Source organism: Paenibacillus tarimensis, from assembly GCF_021532315.1.
GTDB lineage: Bacteria > Bacillota > Bacilli > Paenibacillales > Paenibacillaceae > Paenibacillus_I > Paenibacillus_I tarimensis.
Genome location: NZ_JAKGAO010000007.1, coordinates 325,385 through 343,612 on the forward strand (window position 1 = coordinate 325,385; position 18,228 = coordinate 343,612).

Here is an 18,228-nt window from a genome sequence, read left to right on the forward strand (position 1 = left end):
CCGATTTTATATAAATATACGGATGAACCACGTGCTTTGTCCAAACCTTCTCTGGGTCTGTTCCATATCATATAGAATCGAAAGATAGCAGGAAGGGTGTGAAAGCTTGTGCGGAAGATTTATATAGTAGGAGGCCAGCAGAAGGATCGGGTCACCGCGGAATGGCATCAGTATAAGAAAGGAGTCATTCTGGAAATCGATATCGACCGCTTTCAGCTTCTGCGGAGGCATGAATATGTGTCGCCGCCAGAGGTAGTCCCGGATGTTGATCCATCCATCGTTTATAAAGCGGGGACCGTGGTGAACAGGCAGCTTTATGTGTGTACGGAGAGAGAGGTTATGGTTTATTCTCTGCCTGAACTTAGAAAGCTGGGGTATCTGTCACTGCCCTGCTTCAATGATGTCCATCATGTGCGCCCGAGCCGCAGCGGTAACTATCTTGTAGTAAGCACGGGCCTTGATATGGTGGTCGAGGCAACCCCTGCCGGTAAGCTGGTGAATGCTTGGAACGTGCTGGGCAAGCCGCTGTGGAGACGCTTCTCGCCGTCAGTTGACTACCGCAAGGTCCCGACGACTAAGCCCCACTTATCCCATCCCAATTACGTATTTCAGCTGGGTCATGATATTTGGGTTACACGATGCCTGCAGATGGACGCCGTATGCCTGACGAGACCGGGACGTCGAATCAACATCGGTGGAGCCTATATTCATGACGGCGTTCTGGCCGGGGATACACTTTATTTTACCCGGGTAGACGGCCATGTCGTTACCGTGGACCCCGTAACCTTAAAGGTGAAGGGGCTGTACAACCTTAATCAAATGATTAATGCGGGCAAAAAAATCGGCTGGTGCAGAGGCATTAAGGTGCTGGATAACCAGACCGTCATTGTTGGCTTCACCCGAGTCAGGCCTTCAAGCAGCCCGATGGGAGGGAAGCAGGTCTTTAACCAGCTTCAAGCGGTACAGCCGACACGGATCGCGTGCTATAACCTGGCAGAAGGTAAGATGCTGTGGGAGCTTGGACTTGAGAAATATAATATGCACGCGGTATTCTCCATTCACAGCGATGATGAATGACGGGTGATATTGCATAACGGGAGGTCATATAATGCGGGATGTAGGCATGGTGATGCCGGTCTATAATCAGGACCCTCTATATCTAACACTTGCCATGAATTCTGTTCTGAGGCAGTCGTATCCTCACTTTCACCTGGCCGTCGTCATTGATGGTGCGAATGAACAGACAAGAAACCAGGTATATCAATACAGGAAAGACCCGAGAATTACAATTATTGATAAGCCTGTAAACGAGGGGATATCTCAGGCGCTGAACACCGGATTTAACTATTTGCTTGGGTTAAAAGAAGTTCATTATTTAACGTGGGGCTCCAGTGACAATGTCTTATATACGGATTTCTTCATGAAGCTGCGGCAGGCATTAGTGAATGCGGCACCATCAGTAGGCCTTGCATACAGCAGCTTCCACCATATGGATGAACACGGTAATGTCATTCACAGTCATGAGCAGCATGTCAAATTCCGGAGCTGGCAGCAAACCAGAACCCTTAACGATCTGATGGATTCGAGCTTTATTGGAGCTTCGTTCATGTACAAAAAGCGGTATGCGAGACTGATAGACGGTTATTATCTTGATCCGGTTCAAACCTATGATTACTGGCTGCGCCTTACTGAAAAATGTGGAATTACCTATATCCCTGAAGAACTAATGGCATACCGATTCCACTCCCCGACCAGCTTATCCAGGGAAATCCATCTGGATAAGCAAAAGCACAGGTGGTGGAGGAACCAGTTTAATCTGGCAAGGCACAAAGCACGCATGAGAAGGCAAATTGGTTATGAAACCGTCATTCTGTATCCTGTTTACAGGAATGATTGGCGGACGGTTGAGCATATAGAACAGCTGCTTGACCAGCAGTACCACAATTACCGGTTATTTCTCGTAGACAAGACACATCAGATTAGCAACATGCTGAACGAGCTTGGCATTGCGGATCCCAGAATAAGTGTGATTCCAAAATCAGGGCCTGATTCAACACTGCTGAATGATATACATGTCCCGCCGGGCTCTCGCAAGCTGATTCTGACGGAAGCATATGACCTGTCCAGAACCGATGCTCTTACCCGGCTGCTGGCACAGCAAGGATAAATGCAGGAGCTTAGCTAAGGCAGGAGGTGAAACGGCCAGCCATGAATCAGAGTAAGAATGTGCTGTTTGTATTCTATGTGCCGAGCGGCGGGGTTGAAACCCTCAACAGGCAGCGGGTTGCAGCCCTTAAGAGGTACAATATCAGCGGCCACTGCCTCTACTATCAGAAGACAAGAGATACGCTTAACCCCCACGGCGGCCCTGTTTTTATCGGAAGAGATCCTGGCAGGATTAAGGACATTCTTGAAAAAGGGCGCTATCGAGCCATTGTTGTTGTATCCGACTACAGCGTTCTGCCGCTCTTCAGGAGTCTTGGCTACCGTGGCAAGCTGATTCTGGAAATCCAGGGACTTGGACCAAAAGACCGGGCACGTGAGTTCCTGACAAGTGCGATGCCGGCTGTTAAAGCGCATGCGGATGCATTGCTTAATCCAAGAACGCCCCATATTGTGCAGCTGATGAGCGAGTTATATCCCTCTATGCCCCAGTTCAGTTTTAACAACTGCTTTGATACCGCGGCGTTCTCCTACAAGAAATTAAACAAGCATCCAAGACCCATTATCGCCTGGACCGGCCGTATTGTGGACAACAAGAATTGGCGTGAGTTTCTCCACATTGGGCGCCAGATTATTAACCGTATTAATCCGGAGACCCAGCTCTATATGTTTGAGGACCCTTCGCTTGCCGACCCGGCTGAGCGCAGACAGTTCGAGCATCTGATTAACCGGCTTCGTCTTTACAATAACCTGCATCTGCTGAAGAATATACGGAACGAGAGGATGATGGACTTCTTCTCGATAATCGGGGATTCCGGAGGATTCTACTGCTCAACCTCCAAGGTGGAAGGGGCGCCGTATTCCGTACTGGAGGCACTTAGCTGCAGATGTCCTATATTAACGACAGATTCTGACGGAGTAAGAAGCTCAGTCATTCATAACAAGACGGGAAAATATTATGCGATCGGCAACATTCGTCATGCAGTACAGGAAGCAGCCGAGCTGATGACCAACCTGCCGTTACGGGAAGCTATACGGACGAGCGGACAGAACCATGTCAAGCTAAACTTCAATCCCGAATTGTACAGCCGGAATTTTATCCGAATGCTGACTTCGCTGGGTGTACGGATGTAGCTAAAATATTCAAGAGAGTTGGCCTGCCTTAGGGGCAGAGCCAGCTCTCTTGTTTGTTTAGGGGGAAATTCCGGATATAGTTATAGTCTTATAGACCTAATTTTTATGCTGTCCTTAGCCGATAAATACATAATGAAACTATACGAGAAAGAAGGCAGTTGGAATGGAAACCGTACCATCTCTACTAACCCGCGCACAGGCCGCATCAAGGCGGCGCCGGATCATGAAGGGTCTATCGCTGAGCCTGATTGCGATTGCCGTAATCCTGACACTGATATGCAGTAGTATATCGATCTACATCGGGTACCAGTTGACCCGGCCTGAGAAGAAGCCGATTACCGAGACACCGGCAGACTACGGTATGGTCTATACGGATCATATATTCACAAGTAAGGCTGATGACGCTGCCAAGCTGCCAGGCTGGATTATTGAGCCGGAAGAGCCGGTTATGACAGTCATTATGTCGCATGGCTACCGGGGCAACCGGATGGAGATGAATGTACCGTTCCTCCCGCTGGCGAAGGCGTTCACCGATGCGAACTACCGGGTTATCCTGTATGATTTTCGCCATTCCGGAGATGCGGGCGGCAGCATGGTTACCTTGGGAACGAAGGAGAAATATGATTTGCTCGGCGTCATTGACTGGGCGAAGAGCAGCTATGATGAACCGGTCGCCTTGTACGGCATATCGATGGGGGCAGCTACCTCCATACTGGCAGCGGGACTGTCGGAGGATGTGACAGCGGTTGTTGCGGATAGTCCGTTCAGTGATTTGGAGGGGTATCTGTCCCAGAATATGTCGGTATGGACAGGCCTTCCGCATGTGCCGTTCACCCCGCTAACCATGTTCCTGATGCCTTACGTAACAGAGATCGAGCCTGAAGAGGCAAGTCCGATTGAGGCAATCGAACGAATTTATCCGCGGCCGATGTATTTTATCCATGGAACCGGGGATACCTATATTCCGTATAGCGAAAGCCAGAAGATGGCGGCTTTGCATCCGGACCGGTTCCAGATTTGGAACCCGGAAGGCATTGAGCATGTGAAGACGTATCAGCATCATGCAGATGAGTACGTCACGAATGTCATCGCCTTCTTCGAGAAGGCGAGAGCTGAACTGCCTGCGGCACATTAAGACAGGATTAACCGGCACAGATATGAATGATGTCGATTATTTCCTGAGAAATAATAAGCGATTGCTCTGTCGTTTTGACGGGAGCAGTCGCTTTTTGGTATGGGGTGAAAGAGGCAGCAGACAGGGGAGTATGCTCCTGCTAAAGCCAGCCCCTAGCAGATCCACGAGAATACGCCTGTGTCCGGACAGTTCAGGTTGAGCTGCAACCTGAGGAAAGTCGAACGAGCCGGCGCAGCCGAGTCCATGCAGGAAGAGAATAGGTGTATCTTCTCCGGGAAAATCGTGATAGCGTGTATATATGGTAATCTTACAATAAAACTACCAAATGCACACCAAGGCTGTACAGAGGGATGATGAAATGTACAGCCAGAGGTATGGTTATCGCAAGATAGCTGCTGAAGAAGTGGAGTATATGGCGAGTTTAACCATCAGGGACCGGCTGAAAGTTCTTCAATGTCCGCTCTATAAGCTGCCCGCCCTGCTGAGAGAGGTCAAGAAGATGTACAAGCAGGAGGTCGTGACCCTGCGCAGCGTAGAAGGTATGGCAGCAGCTTTGCGCATATTGAAGCAAGATGGTACTCATTTGGGCATCCTGTCATCGAATCGAACAGAGAACATTCAAGAATTTCTTGATCACAATGGCCTAGATGAGTTTGAATACATCTATACGGCCAGCAACATCTTCGGGAAGGACAGAGCGCTTCTCAAGCTGATGAGAGAGAGGGGGATTTCTGCGTCTGAACTGCTCTATATTGGGGATGAGCTGAGGGATATAGAAGCGTGCAAGAGGCTTCAGGTCCATTGTGCAGCTGTGACTTGGGGATATGATGCGGAAGACCTGCTGGCAAAAGGCGATCCGGAGTACATGCTGAGACATCCCGGGGATATTCTCACGCTTATAAGTAGCTAGATGGCTGATAAAGGCGTTGAAAAATGGCAGCTGCAGAGCTGCCTTAATAGATATAATATTTTCCTCAAATGTCTGCGATTACAGCCCGCTCGACTGCCTGAGGAGGCTTCTCAAGCCATTCATTGTCAATCATAATATTGATTCCGTCTTCGGCATATTTGAGAACTTCGGCCATTAGGCGGGAATAAGAAGCGGACAGATCGTTACGCATGGACAGTGCCAAGGCAAATCCGTAGTTCAGGTTCCCAGCTTGAATTAAGGCGGAAGTGTGGTACATCATTAATTTCTCAGAAAAAGGTGAATCAGTGGAATCCGTCACACAGGATTCAAAGGATGTTGGTGCAGGCAGATCATCCTTGCGAAGAAAATCGCTAAATACTGCTACGTGCTTCTCAGCAATTTCTACTCCTCGCTTAAGATATTTCTTGATTTCCTGATGCTGCGCGGCCTGCATAAATCCCATCAGTGTGGCTTTACCGAGAGAGTTGGTTAGTATGCCCTCAAACAGATGGGAGATCTCGATTGAATTAACCGGTCTTGTGTCACCAAAAAAACCATTAAGAAAGTTCTGTTTCTGAACAAATTCCGCGCTCTCGGGTGTCGGGATATAAGGCGGTCTCAGGTACAGGCCTTTGGATAGGAGGACCTCACTCGTCAGTCTGTTAAGCTCCAGGGAGGAAGCGATACACTCGGAGAAGAAAGCCCTGACATCCTTGCGAGCCGATATATCTACAGCAAAGGAATAATTGAACAACGCTAATCTCCCGAAGAGCTTAAGGTAGTAGAGGATAAAGGGATCTGTATAAAGCCTCTGTGCATTCACCTTAACATCTTCCTTGGTAAACCCCTTGGGGACAGGATGGTTTTCTTGGTTGAAGATAAAGGATATAGTTTGGAGGTGTTTCTCGGACAAGCTTAACGCATATTCAACCACTGGCTTGATTTCGGTATCCTGGACCTTGTTATTGAAATAGCCGAGGACGCAAACAGCCATGGTATCATTTAAGTAGGTCGTCCATAATTGGCTTATTTCTCCGGCAGTTAATTGTATGTTGTGATTTGTTTCCACCCGTATTCCTCCTTAATTCCTGGACAGCCTGGCATACACTTTATGGATGAAATTCATGCAGTCCTAATATGCCCCAACTATACAATTCTTTATTAGCAAGGATGACAGGTATTGAACAAATAACGAAATTTTATATACAGAGTACATATTTATTCACCTACAACAGTATTCATGCTAAACTAACCGCATCTGGTTGACTGACGCTGCTCTCCGATTCATTGCGGGGGTGTGGGTTATGTATACTTTTGTACTAAACATTCGGGGGTTAGAAAATGAAAAATCTGCTCATGAAATGGAACCGTTTAAGCCTTGTCATACGGATACTTGTAGGGATACTGGCCGGGATTGTGCTGGCTTTAACGATTCCCGATTCTGCTGACTGGGTCACCATCTTCGGTTCGTTGTTTGTATCGGCGCTCAAGTCGGTTGCACCTGTGCTGGTGCTCCTCATTGTGGTGTCCGCGATCTCGAAGCATAAGGCTGGCATTCAAACCAGTATGAAATCGGTCATCGTCCTCTATGGCATCAGCACGCTGCTCGCTGGGCTGGTCGCAGTGACGGCCAGCTTTATTTTTCCGGTAAGCTTATCGCTTGTATCCGCAGCAGAGGATCTGTCTCCTCCTTCTGGCATTGTGGAAGTATTAAGAACGCTGCTCTTTAATGTAGTGGACAATCCTGTCAACGCCTTGATGAATGCCAACTATATCGGTATTCTCGCTTGGGCTGTCCTGCTGGGTATCGCGCTTAGAAATGCATCCGAGACGACCAAGGATATGATTGCGAGCTTATCGGATGCCGTTTCACAAATTGTAAGATGGGTGATCAACCTGGCACCGCTCGGCGTCATGGGTCTTGTGTTTGAAGCCGTTACAACCAACGGACTCGCTTCCTTAATCGACGATTATGGACATTTGCTTGCTGTTCTGATCGGATGCATGCTGCTCATCGCGCTTGTCGTTAATCCGTTGATTGTATACCTGACCATTCGCAAGAATCCTTATCCGCTGGTCTTTACCTGCTTGAAGGACAGTGCGATTACCGCTTTCTTTACCCGCAGCTCCGCAGCTAACATTCCAGTGAATATGAGGCTGTGCGACAAGCTGGGATTGGACAAGAATACGTATTCTGTATCGATCCCGCTGGGCGCTACCATCAATATGGCAGGGGCGGCGATCACAATTTCGGTGTTGACACTTGCAGCGGTCCATACGCTTGGAATAGAAGTGGATTTTGGCACAGCGCTTATTCTCAGCATCCTGTCTGCCGTTTCTGCAGCGGGTGCCTCGGGTGTAGCGGGAGGCTCTCTTCTCCTAATACCGCTGGCTTGCAGCCTGTTCGGCATCTCGAACGACGTTGCGATTCAGGTCGTAAGTGTCGGTTTTATCATAGGCGTGCTGCAGGATTCCTGCGAGACGGCACTCAATTCGTCCTCCGACGTGCTGTTTACAGCTGCGGCTGACTATTCGAGGAAGCGCAAAGAGGACAAGGACTTAGTGATAAATCCCTGAGTAGATATAGGTCATGAAGGGGGGAGGGTGCAAGGATGAGTTGAAGACAGCAGAACTAACAAGCTTCCCGTTGGACTGTTCATGCAGCCGGGGGAAGCTTGTTGATCTGTTACAGCCGATGGACTCCGCGATATGTCTTGTACCGGCTTATCCGCTGCGTACGACACGAAATCCCTGGTCGGGACCGAAGCCATTTGCCTCAAATTTGCCCCGGTATGACACGGCATTATTGATAAGGCCGCCGATCCAGCCGCCGCCCTTAACCACCCGGTAAGAGCCGCTGCTGCTGTCCAAGCTGTCACCGTACCAGTTCCAGCACCATTCGCGCACATTACCTGACATATCGTACAGTCCCAGTTCATTCGGCTTCTTCAACCCGACAGCTTTCGTTCTGTTGCGGTTATTTTCTATAATCGGCCAGTTCCAGTCGCCAGATAAGTATTTATCACCGGCGTTCCTCCAATACCATGCAGCCTCATCTGCATCACTGCTTCCGCTGTAGGTGTATCCCTTGCTCTGCTGACCGCCGCTTGCGGCATACTCCCACTCCGCTTCAGTCGGCAGGCGGTAACCGTCAGCCTCCGGGTCGATCGTTACCGTCCACTTCAGGTTGTCGTGCTCACTCCTGTTATTCGGGTCTTTTTTGCCCTTGTCTATATGGTAATACGGCATCAGGCCCTCTTTTATACTTCTTAGGTTGCAGTATTCAACCGCATCATACCAGCTTACCATTTCAACCGGCAGACCATCGCCCTGGAATGCGGAAGGGTTATGGCCCATTACCTCAGTCCACTCCTGCTGCGTGACTTCGTATTGTCCAATATAAAAGTCAGATATCCTTTCACTTTTGCCGAAAAAGTTGGACTTTGTATTCGTGAAGGTCCCGCCTTTGATGAAGACAAGGCCATCGTGACGATCAGACTGCTTACTCTGCAGAGGCTCGTCTTGCGAACAAGCACTGCCAGCCGCCATTATGGCTATCAGAAGGGGGATCAACAGCTTTCTCATGGTTCCATCTCCTTTAACCGGATAGGAATATATTGAGGCCGCCGGCTGTGAGACCGGCAGCCCCAGGCAATATTAAGGCATTACAACTTGCGGCCTGTTACCACACCGTCACGTTAGATCTTCCGCTGCTCTGGTATCCTTCAGTCGCCAGCACCTGGTAGGACCAGCTGCTCCCCAGATGCATCCCGGCATTTCTCCAGGCGTTGACATGGTTGCTGAATGTGATCGTATTGTTGGTTCCGATCGATCTCTTCGACGTACGGACGCTCCAGTACTGCTGGAACGTCTGCGTGCCATCAATAGAAGGCTGATTGTAACGCATCGTTGTATAGATATCATAGGTGCCGCCATCACTGTTCACCCTTCCCTTATAGGTGCCGGTAGGTCTGTAAGTTCCCCAGTTATCGACCACGTAATATTCGATAAGCGAGTTTCTTGTCCACCCGTAGAGAGTTAGGTAACCATTGCCCGATGGGGCGAAGATACCGGCATTGTAGTTTATAGTCCGGTTTGGTGAACCGGTAGTCCAGCCTTTACCGACAACAAAATTACCGGTGTTGGACCATGTAACACTGTAATTGCCCCCGGCTCCATTAACTGCGTTAACGGTTCCGCCTCCATCGGTCCAGTTCTGCCAATAATCTGTTGCACTTGAGACAGACGCAAACAGGCTGAAACTCATTGTGGCTGCCGCCATTACCGTCAAGAACTTCCTTTTGAACGAAAACATAAAATCCCTCCTAAATGATTTGTGTTCTGTTGCAGCCCAGACTTGCTTATGCTAGACAACTGTTCTCCAGCCAGCTCACAGCTAGCCCTCTGCTACCCTTGATATACCATTGCTCACCTCCCTTGTAGCTAAAAGTATAGTAAGTAAGCGTTTACATAACAATTAAGAAATTAAAGGTAAACCCCTAGATTTTAAATATTCTTTCATATATTAGAGAGAAGACAGAAGCAAGGGGATGCACAAAAACAGCCCTCTCAATGAAGAGAGGACTGTAATGTATGAGCTGCTGAGTAACCCGTTCATGCAAAGACAGCTGCCGGATCTACAACGTTTCCGTATTGAGCGTAAAACCCTCGATGACGACATCTTCGTCGACTTCGATCAAGAGGCATTTTTTCCCGCGGTAATTGACCTGCTTCACATACTTCAAGTCCTGCGGACTGACCGAGATGGTGGCGATCTTAGTATCAATCTTGATTGATTTGGACGTAAACTTCGGAATGACGCTGCTCGCTTTGAGCTCATAATTCCGGTCGTCGACGATGGTTTGGAACGCTTGTTCCACCTTTTCGGTTGTTACATCCTCTACGCCGCTCGCCGTCAGCATACGTTCTACATCCCGGTAGTCCAGCTTCGGAGGCTCCTCCTCCTCATTGGTCTCGATGATCTGGTGAATCTCCTCATATACATGAGCGATCGTGGCCGCATCGAACTGATCTCCCGCGACCTCCTTCACGATTTCCTCGAAGATGCTTCTTTCTTCCAGAGCCGTCACCGTCTTCTCGGCAGTCAAGACCTGCTCGATGAATTGGATGTTCGGCTCGTTCGCTTTTCCGGCACAGTATAGAACGCGGTTCACGTCGGATGCGTTGTCCGTTACGCTGGGATAGAAGAAGCCTTGATCCGGCGCGCTCAGCTTGATGATCGGATCGACGATCACGTTGTACTTGAACTCCCGCTCCACATAATCGAACAAAAGAGTGTTCCGCGGCTGCTCCGTGGAATTCACGCTGCACAAAATGAATGGGTGTGCGAACATCTCATCCTTTTCACTCTCTTCGGCTTCTTCATTCCTGCCCTTGGTCGGCCGGAAGTACTGCCCGCGGATGAAAGTAACGACCGTATCCCGTTCGTATGTCTTGTCCGCCAGCATCTTCTGCACGAGCACAAGCATCAAATTCATCCACTCTTCTGTGTCGCCGGTCACCAAGCCCTGGTGGAGAAGCACCTGCGAGGGCTCCTCGGCATGCTCCTGAAATTTCAATTCGAACAGCTTCTGATCCAATTCGCCAGCCAGCAGCTTCTTGAAGTTGCCCATATACAGCTCCTGCTTTTCTCTATCCACAAGAGCGAAGGGCTGGCATTCATAGTGATAGATCTCGCTGCTTTCCTTCATAATATACACATTCATAATATCGAAAACCTTGAGCATTTCATGGTCCAGCTTAAACTGCTTGCGTATATGCGCGATTTCTTTTTTTATCATAGTCGGGTTTACAACTCCTAAGAAGTGAGATGGCTTTACTAGTATAAACGATGTGATAGAACTATTACTTTGCTGACAACCGTGAGGGGAGAGCACCAAGTATTATGATTAAACTATCCGTTTTTCTGTTGGTTCGGCTCTGCCCATCCTTCGGGAAGAGGGTATTCTGCTGCCGCGCCTGTCGAGGATTCGTAAGCTTGCAGCACCGTATGGAGCAGCCCCGGGAAACGAGCTTCCAAGTCTTCATGCCGAATGCTCTGCAGCCTCTGTGTGCCTTGAATTCGCGTGCGGATGATACCGGCTTCACGAAGTGTTCGCATATGGTGGGACAAGGTCGACTTAACAATCGGCAAGTCAAGACATCCGCATGAACCTTCTCCCATCTTAACCAATGTAGCCACCAAGCGGATGCGAATGGGATCGCTAAGCGCATAAAGTACTGAAGTGAGTTGAATATCCGATCGATCGGGATGATGCAAGATTTTCAAACGGAGCAGCCCCTTCTGTCCATAACGTGTAAACGCTGCCGGTGATTAATTGGCAAGTTCTAATTGCATCGTAACATATTCCATGCTATATTTCTAAAGTTCGACTATAATCGAACTTTAGAACTTAGAGAGAAGAGGGATATCATGTCAGATACGGACTTAGCTAATCGCACAAGCGAAGACAAGGCGCAGATTCACGAAGGTGTCTTGACGCTGTTGCTCGGGTTTTCCATCGTGCTTGTCATTATGAATACCATGATGTTCAACCTCGCGCTGCCCGATGTCGCGCATGATTTCGCGCTCTCAGCCACCTCGGTATCGTGGATCGTCACAGGCTACTCTATTTTGTTTGCCATTTCGTCGATCACGTTCAGTCGACTATCCGATTTTGTTCCGATCCGAAGACTGTATGTGGCCGGCATTTTTTTGTTTGGAGGAGCCGCCATTATCGGCTTATTCAGCAATAGCTTTCTTCCGCTCTTATTCGCGCGTCTGATTCAAGCCTCGGGCGCAGGTGCTATTCCAGCGCTCTCCATGGTGCTCATAACAAGATATATCCCCGTGGATAGAAGGGGCAAAGCAATGGCCGCAATTATGTCGGCTGCGTCTCTGGGTTTGGGCTTAGGTCCCGTAATCGGAGGAGTCATTGTCGAATATTTGGGCTGGCATTATCTTTTTGGTATTACTTCGCTTACTTTGCTGCTGATTCCCTTCTACATCCGGCTGCTTCCCAAAGAGATACCGGCAAAAGGGAGTTTCGATCTGCTCGGCGCCCTGTTCGCAGGGATCGGAACGACGGGCCTTTTGCTGTTCCTTACCAGTCAGGTCTGGTATTGGCTGTTTGTCGGTCTGGGCGCCATTTTCCTGTTTGTCGTGCGTATCCGTATGGCCAGAGATCCCTTCGTCCAACCGGCTCTGTTTCGCAATGTGCGTTATTTAACGGCCAGCGCCGTCGGAATTATTGCTTATCTGTGCAGCTTTGCCACCTTGTTTATTTTACCGCAAATTCTGGTCAACCAATTCGGACTATCGGCCAGCCATTCGGGCTTCATTATCTTTCCGGGCTCATTACTGGCCATGATTCTCTCACGCTTAGTCGGCAGAATTATTGATCGTTACGGCAACCGCCTCATCATTCAATACATTCCCCTGCTCATGCTTGCTTCGGTTGTTTTGTTTGCTCTCTTTGCTGCGCAATCGTCATGGGCGATTCTATTCATCTATATGCTGATGAGTGTCGGCTTTACATTCCTGTCTAGCAGCGTCTCTAATGAGTTGTCACGACTGCTGCCCGGAACACAGGTAGGCTCGGGGCTGGGGTTGTTCCAGCTGCTGCAGTTCTTCAGCGGAGCATTCGGGATCGCGGCAACGGCAGCTGCTCTCGAATGGCAGCAAGACCGCCCGATAGCTTCCGCATATAGCAGCATCTTCTGGGGAATGACTATTGTCGTTTTGCTTGCTATGGTCTGTGCCTTTTTCTATATCCGTCATGCCGGATCGGCCAGCCAGCAGATTAAGGAGTCTGCATCTTCTGTGTCGTAATGGCACCGTTTCAGCCTAAAGAACCATCTTCGAAACGAAGGTGGTTCTTTAGGCTGATTGACGCATCGTAGCAGCTGCTGATTTGCTCAAGAGAGCGCAGGCACCCTTCAGTCATCTTTGTTGGTAATGATTGAGCAGCTTCTTAATCCGATCCTGGATCAGCAGTTTTAATGATTCGGGCTTTAGGGGTATAACCTGGTCACCGTATCTCAAAAATAATCAGCAATGAATGCTTCTTCCCGGGATTATATGACCCCTTGATGACAGTTCTATCCTGCAGGCTTTAAGTTGAACTGGGTGGACTGCTGCAGAAAAGTCTGCACGACCGACGGCTTTTAGTGAACGAAGGCAATCATTATTGCATAGCAAATTATCGGAGCTGCAATGTATAACACAATGAACATCATGTTCACTTCACGGTCTATGTTTTAAGAACTTTACCTTTGTCCCGCATCAAAAGGTTACAAATGAAAAACTCTGTGATTTTTCAGAAGTATTTAAGGTGCTGAACAAGAGAGTGCCTCGATGCTCGTATGAGACGTAGATCTGCACAGCTGCAAATATGGCTTGTTTTGTTTCCGAACAATGCCTTTTCGTTATATGATTTACGTATTATGAGAGTTAACAAGGATTAATTCGAGTTTACGAGGGTGATTTCTATTAAAATATCCATCGAAATAATAGACCAGACAGAAGAAGAGGAGATCCGCATCAGGTGTCACCAAGTAGACGAAGAAATACATGAGCTCGTTAGTAAAATAAAAACCGAAACGCTCATTATACTTGGTTATCGTGAGGATAAGATTAGCCGCATCAAATTAAGTGATATTTATTATTTTGAAGCTGTTGACGGCAGAGTGTTTGCGTATGGTAAAGACAACGTTCATGAAGTGAAACTAAAGCTTTATGAGCTGGAGGAACTATGCAGAGAGAAACATTGTTTTCGCGCCTCTAAATCGACCATTCTGAATATAGCTAAGATTGCCAGTATTCATCCATCGATCAGCGGCCGTTTTCAAGCATTATTGGATAACGGGGAAAGGGTAGTCATATCACGGCAGTATGTACCCATGCTTAAACGCATGCTTGGATTATAAAGGGGGACCTATATGAAGTATTCCGGGCTCATCAAAGAAATGATCAGAGATTTCTTGCTTATATTCGCCTCCATCATGATAATCATGGCTATATTGCGGCAAATCTATGCTCCTGATGCAAGTTTCGAGTTACATTCGATTTTTACAATTATGGCGTTCTCCTTTCTGGGTGTTTTGACCGGAATCATTTTATATACGCCGCATGCGATTAGCGAGAATCAAATGCGCTTCCGGGTGATTTTCCATTTCCTCTTTCTGGAGGTTCTTTTGATTTCTATGGCTGTCCTATTGAATCTCGTATACACCACTTCCGGTATTCTATTACTGGCTGTACAAATTGCCGTAGTATACGCGATCGTTCGCCTGCTGACCTATAGGAATGACAAAAAGGAAGCCCAAAAGATTAATGATCGATTAAAAACATTCAAAAACGAGAATTAGAAGGTATTCAAACTGCTCTCTAATAAGCCGTATTCGCAGCGTAAGTACACTTCATTGCGGTGTTTTTTACAACTTATTGGCCCTCAGCTACAGCTTATTGTTTATGCGTATACACCTGCTCTGCCATTTCTTATGATGAACTCATAAAAAGTTGGAGGAGGAGCAGAGGCGTTATGGAGATTTTCATACTTGTTGTTACGTTAGTTTTTGAACTGGCAATTGCTGTCTATTCCATTGCAACCAAACAAAGCCGCAGCAAGACCAAGAGTTGGATGAGAATCGCAATATTTATAGGATTTATGATACTGATCTTGGGGAAAATCGTCGTATGGGAGTACACTTGGGGGCTGTTTGCAGGCTTGCTCTTTATACTAGCGTTCAAGGAAATGGTTGCACTCCTGCGCAGACAGACACACACTCCGCGATACAAAACTTTTTCCGCTATATGGAAATTTCTTTTGTTAGGACTGATTGTAGTCGTTACTCTTGTACCAGCTTTACTTTTTCCACAGCATAGGCCGCCGCAGAAGACAGGTCCGTATGCAGTGGCGACGGCCACTTACAGCTATATGGACAAGAATCGTAACGAAGAATTTACGGATCAGGCTGACAATCGGTTTGTGAATGTAGAGTTTTGGTATCCTGAACAGGCAGACGGAACCTACCCTTTGCTTGTGTTCTCCCATGGAGCATTCGGTATTAGAGCAAGCAACACTTCTACCTTTACAGAACTTGCGAGTCACGGTTATGTCGTTGTTTCCATTGACCATCCTTATCATTCTTTTTATACCATTTCCGAAGATGGAAAGATCGTGACAGTGGATCCTGGGTACATGCAAGAAGTCAACAATGCTAATAAACCAGGGTTTTATTCGCTTGGTGAGTATTTTGAGCTTACTCAAAAATGGATGGAATTGCGAACGGATGATATGGACTTTGTCATGGATACGATTCTGGAACAAGCCGGGCACAAAAAAGATTCAGTATATGAACACATCGATACAGAGAAAATAGGCGTGTTCGGGCATTCTATGGGTGGTGCAGCAAGCGTAGCACTGAGCAGAGAACGCGATGATATTGACGCCGTGGTAAATATAGATGCTCCATTCTTTAGCGAGCTTGCGTATGATGAAGCTGCGAACGAACTATATGCAAAATCCGAACCTTACACCACTCCGCTGCTTAATGTTTATTCGGATGATGTGTGGATACAACTCGACAGCAGTTCTTCGTATATCGCGAATAAAATCTCGAATGAAAATTTTAAAGATGCATACACCGTTCATTTTGAAGGCGCAAAACATCTAAGTTTAACTGATCTGCCATTGTTTTCTCCTATCTTGGCAAACCTGTTGCAAGACGGAAAAGCAGAAATCGATAAGTATTATGCGATTGAAACGCAAAATGAACTGATCCTTCGTTTTTTTGACTATGTACTGAAGAATCAAGGTCAGTTCGTTCCAAAAGCGACCTATTGAGTATCTGTTTCGTATGCAGGCTTGTGACCGCCTATTCCTGTATGGCGGTCATATTTTTGTTCAAGAGTCACCACTGTAAGGTAGGCCCGAGCCCAAACAAAAAGAGGGGTTCGGCACCCCTCTTTGTTATTTCCGCCAGTACATCCCCGATTTAATGGTCCTTCCGCACTAACAGCGATACGCACTCCACATGACTCGTCTGCGGGAACATATCAACCGGCTGGACCCATTTCAGCTCGAAGCCGTTCTCCAGCAGGTAGCTGCAATCCTTGGACAGTGTGGAAGGGTTGCAGGAGACATAGACCATGCGCTTCGGCTTGGTCTTGACGATCGCTTGGAGCAGAGCGGGATCGCACCCTGTCCGCGGCGGATCGACGACGATCACATCCGGGCGGTAGCCCTGCTTGACCCAGCGGGGGAGAAGCTCCTCTGCTTTGCCTACGTAAAAGCTGGCATTCTCCCGGCCGTTCAGCTCGGCGTTGCGCCTCGCATCCTCGATCGCTTCCTCGATGACTTCAATGCCGCGCACTTCCTTGGCAAACGGCGCGAGCCACAATCCGATTGTCCCTGTACCGCAGTAAGCGTCGACGACAGTCTCCTTGCCGGTAAGTGCGGAGGCTTCCTTAACCGAGTTATACAGCTTGACGGTCTGTTCCGGATTAAGCTGGAAGAAGGCCCGCGGCGACAGGTCGAATTGAAGCTCGCCCAGCGACACGCCGAGAGCGGGCTTGCCCCACAGCAGCTCGGTGCGTTCACCGAACACAAGAGGTGAGGTGCCGGGATTGATATTAACCGAAATCGACGTGATTTCGGGAGCCTGCTCCCGCACCAGCTCGACCAGCTCGTCGCGATGCGCGAACTGCTCTGCCGCCGCGACGAGCGTCAACTGCAGCTCGCCCGAATGGGGGGCGACGCGCAGCACGATGGTGCGCAGGCCGCCGCGGCTGCCCGTGCCGACCGGCACGCCGAGCCGGTCGGCCAGCTGCCGCACCTTGGCGGCGGCAGCGTTAATGCCGGGGTGCTGCACGGCGCACCCCGTAATGTCCACGAGCCGGCGGCTGCCCGGCTCGTACAGCCCAAGGGCAAGCCGCCCGCCAGGACCCGGGCCGGCTTGCAGCTGCGCCTTGTTGCGGTAGCTCCAAGGCGCTTCCATCCCAAGCACGGGACGCAGGGGCAGCGCGTCCCGGTCGATGCGTGCGTAGCGGGCGAAGGCCTCGCGCACGATCTCCTCCTTCGCCAGCAACTGGCCCTCATAGGCCATATGCTGGAGCTGGCAGCCGCCGCATGTGTCGTAGACCGGACACGGCGGCGCAATGCGATGCGGAGATTGCCGCTCAATCTCCGTCAGCCTGGCGACCAGCTGCTTCGGCTCCACGGCTGTGACGGTGGCTTTGACCACCTCATCCGGCAGAGCGCCGTTGATGAATACGGCCTTGCGCTTGTAGTAGCCCACGCCCTCGCCGTTGATGCCAAGCCGCTTGATCGTAACGACCAGCTTGTCCCCAACCTTAACTTCGTCCGCCGAAGCTGGAGCAGCGGGAGCTGCTGAACGGCCGGAATAGGTCTGCTTGCTTCCTCCCGGGGGCCGCTTCTTAATATCGCCGGCATTCCGGCTTACCGCCTGTCCCTGGCTGACGGAAGACTGCCGCAGGTCCTTCTGCCTGGCCTCTGCGCGCTTGTCCCCGGCCTTTGAGCCTGCTGACCTGGCAGGAGCGGGGCGTGCGCTTGCGGCACTATTCCTTGAAGAAGGTGCTTGCTTATTCAGCTGTGCAGGCTGTTTGGCAGTCGGTGAAGCTTCTGATCTATGTTTTGCTCTATGTTTTGCGTTCGGTTTGGCGTCCATTATTACGCTCCATTTCGTTGGTTCTTCAGGTGCTCTCACTATAGCATAAACCGCATTGGAGCCGCCATAATCCGGTCTTTCCCAGCCTGTCAATCGTTTCCGCCCGGACCCCCGGACTGCTATAATGAAACTGTTGAGCATGGGACGATAGATTAAGGGAGGGGACAGAAGTGGATACAGCACGGGAAACGGAGCG

At 49.2% G+C, this 18,228-nt stretch carries 16 protein-coding genes; 10 read left to right on the top strand and 6 right to left on the bottom strand.

Annotation, left to right across the window (positions count from 1 at the left end; all coding sequences use genetic code 11):
• Positions 1 to 108: 108 nt before the first annotated feature.
• The 5 genes from L1N82_RS08190 (at position 109) to L1N82_RS08210 (ending at position 5,342) form a co-directional block, all read left to right on the top strand.
• Entirely contained in the window at positions 109 to 1,077 is a 969-nt protein-coding gene (locus tag L1N82_RS08190; protein ID WP_235286883.1) for a hypothetical protein, read from the top strand.
• Between the two features lie 31 nt (positions 1,078 to 1,108).
• Positions 1,109 to 2,167 carry a glycosyltransferase gene (locus L1N82_RS08195; protein WP_235286884.1) on the top strand — a complete coding sequence of 353 codons (1,059 nt, stop codon included), beginning with the start codon at positions 1,109 to 1,111 and terminating at the stop codon, positions 2,165 to 2,167.
• Between the two features lie 41 nt (positions 2,168 to 2,208).
• Entirely contained in the window at positions 2,209 to 3,297 is a 1,089-nt protein-coding gene (locus L1N82_RS08200; protein ID WP_235286885.1) for a glycosyltransferase family 4 protein, read from the top strand.
• 163 nt (positions 3,298 to 3,460) lie between these two features.
• Positions 3,461 to 4,432, top strand: a complete 972-nt coding sequence (locus L1N82_RS08205) for an alpha/beta hydrolase (RefSeq protein WP_235286886.1) — start codon at positions 3,461 to 3,463, stop codon at positions 4,430 to 4,432.
• 358 nt (positions 4,433 to 4,790) lie between these two features.
• Complete coding sequence (locus tag L1N82_RS08210) at positions 4,791 to 5,342, top strand: HAD-IA family hydrolase (protein WP_235286887.1); 552 nt, start codon at positions 4,791 to 4,793, stop codon at positions 5,340 to 5,342.
• A 64-nt stretch (positions 5,343 to 5,406) separates the two neighbouring features.
• Here L1N82_RS08210 and L1N82_RS23440 read toward each other — a convergent pair whose 3' ends face one another.
• Complete coding sequence (locus L1N82_RS23440; protein ID WP_235286888.1) at positions 5,407 to 6,411, bottom strand: DUF3231 family protein; 1,005 nt, start codon at positions 6,409 to 6,411, stop codon at positions 5,407 to 5,409.
• Positions 6,412 to 6,683: 272 nt separating this feature from the next.
• On the opposite strand from L1N82_RS23440, the gene sstT reads away from it, so the two are divergent.
• Positions 6,684 to 7,919 carry a serine/threonine transporter SstT gene (gene sstT / locus L1N82_RS08220; protein WP_235286889.1) on the top strand — a complete coding sequence of 412 codons (1,236 nt, stop codon included), beginning with the start codon at positions 6,684 to 6,686 and terminating at the stop codon, positions 7,917 to 7,919.
• A gap of 147 nt (positions 7,920 to 8,066) precedes the next feature.
• On the opposite strand, the gene L1N82_RS08225 is transcribed toward sstT, so the two are convergent.
• From L1N82_RS08225 to L1N82_RS08240, 4 genes are all read right to left on the bottom strand, one after another.
• Positions 8,067 to 8,927, bottom strand: a complete 861-nt coding sequence (locus tag L1N82_RS08225; RefSeq protein WP_235286890.1) for a formylglycine-generating enzyme family protein — start codon at positions 8,925 to 8,927, stop codon at positions 8,067 to 8,069.
• Positions 8,928 to 9,024: 97 nt separating this feature from the next.
• Positions 9,025 to 9,657, bottom strand: coding sequence for a glycoside hydrolase family 11 protein (locus L1N82_RS08230; RefSeq protein ID WP_235286891.1), 633 nt, complete (start codon positions 9,655 to 9,657; stop codon positions 9,025 to 9,027).
• 322 nt (positions 9,658 to 9,979) lie between these two features.
• The gene (locus tag L1N82_RS08235; RefSeq protein WP_235286892.1) at positions 9,980 to 11,143 is read right to left on the bottom strand and encodes a DUF4317 domain-containing protein; all 1,164 of its coding nucleotides are present in this window, start codon (positions 11,141 to 11,143) and stop codon (positions 9,980 to 9,982) included.
• A 113-nt stretch (positions 11,144 to 11,256) separates the two neighbouring features.
• Entirely contained in the window at positions 11,257 to 11,631 is a 375-nt protein-coding gene (locus L1N82_RS08240; RefSeq protein ID WP_235286893.1) for an ArsR/SmtB family transcription factor, read from the bottom strand.
• A gap of 144 nt (positions 11,632 to 11,775) precedes the next feature.
• Between L1N82_RS08240 and L1N82_RS08245 the strand changes: the two genes are divergently transcribed.
• The 4 genes from L1N82_RS08245 (at position 11,776) to L1N82_RS08260 (ending at position 16,189) form a co-directional block, all read left to right on the top strand.
• Positions 11,776 to 13,173 carry an MFS transporter gene (locus L1N82_RS08245; RefSeq protein WP_235286894.1) on the top strand — a complete coding sequence of 466 codons (1,398 nt, stop codon included), beginning with the start codon at positions 11,776 to 11,778 and terminating at the stop codon, positions 13,171 to 13,173.
• A gap of 650 nt (positions 13,174 to 13,823) precedes the next feature.
• Entirely contained in the window at positions 13,824 to 14,270 is a 447-nt protein-coding gene (locus L1N82_RS23445) for a LytTR family DNA-binding domain-containing protein (RefSeq protein WP_235286895.1), read from the top strand.
• A gap of 12 nt (positions 14,271 to 14,282) precedes the next feature.
• Entirely contained in the window at positions 14,283 to 14,711 is a 429-nt protein-coding gene (locus tag L1N82_RS08255; protein WP_235286896.1) for a DUF3021 family protein, read from the top strand.
• Between the two features lie 173 nt (positions 14,712 to 14,884).
• Entirely contained in the window at positions 14,885 to 16,189 is a 1,305-nt protein-coding gene (locus L1N82_RS08260) for an alpha/beta hydrolase family protein (protein WP_235286897.1), read from the top strand.
• A 151-nt stretch (positions 16,190 to 16,340) separates the two neighbouring features.
• Here L1N82_RS08260 and rlmD read toward each other — a convergent pair whose 3' ends face one another.
• Entirely contained in the window at positions 16,341 to 18,125 is a 1,785-nt protein-coding gene (rlmD, locus tag L1N82_RS08265; RefSeq protein WP_235286898.1) for a 23S rRNA (uracil(1939)-C(5))-methyltransferase RlmD, read from the bottom strand.
• Between the last annotated feature and the right edge of the window lie 103 nt (positions 18,126 to 18,228).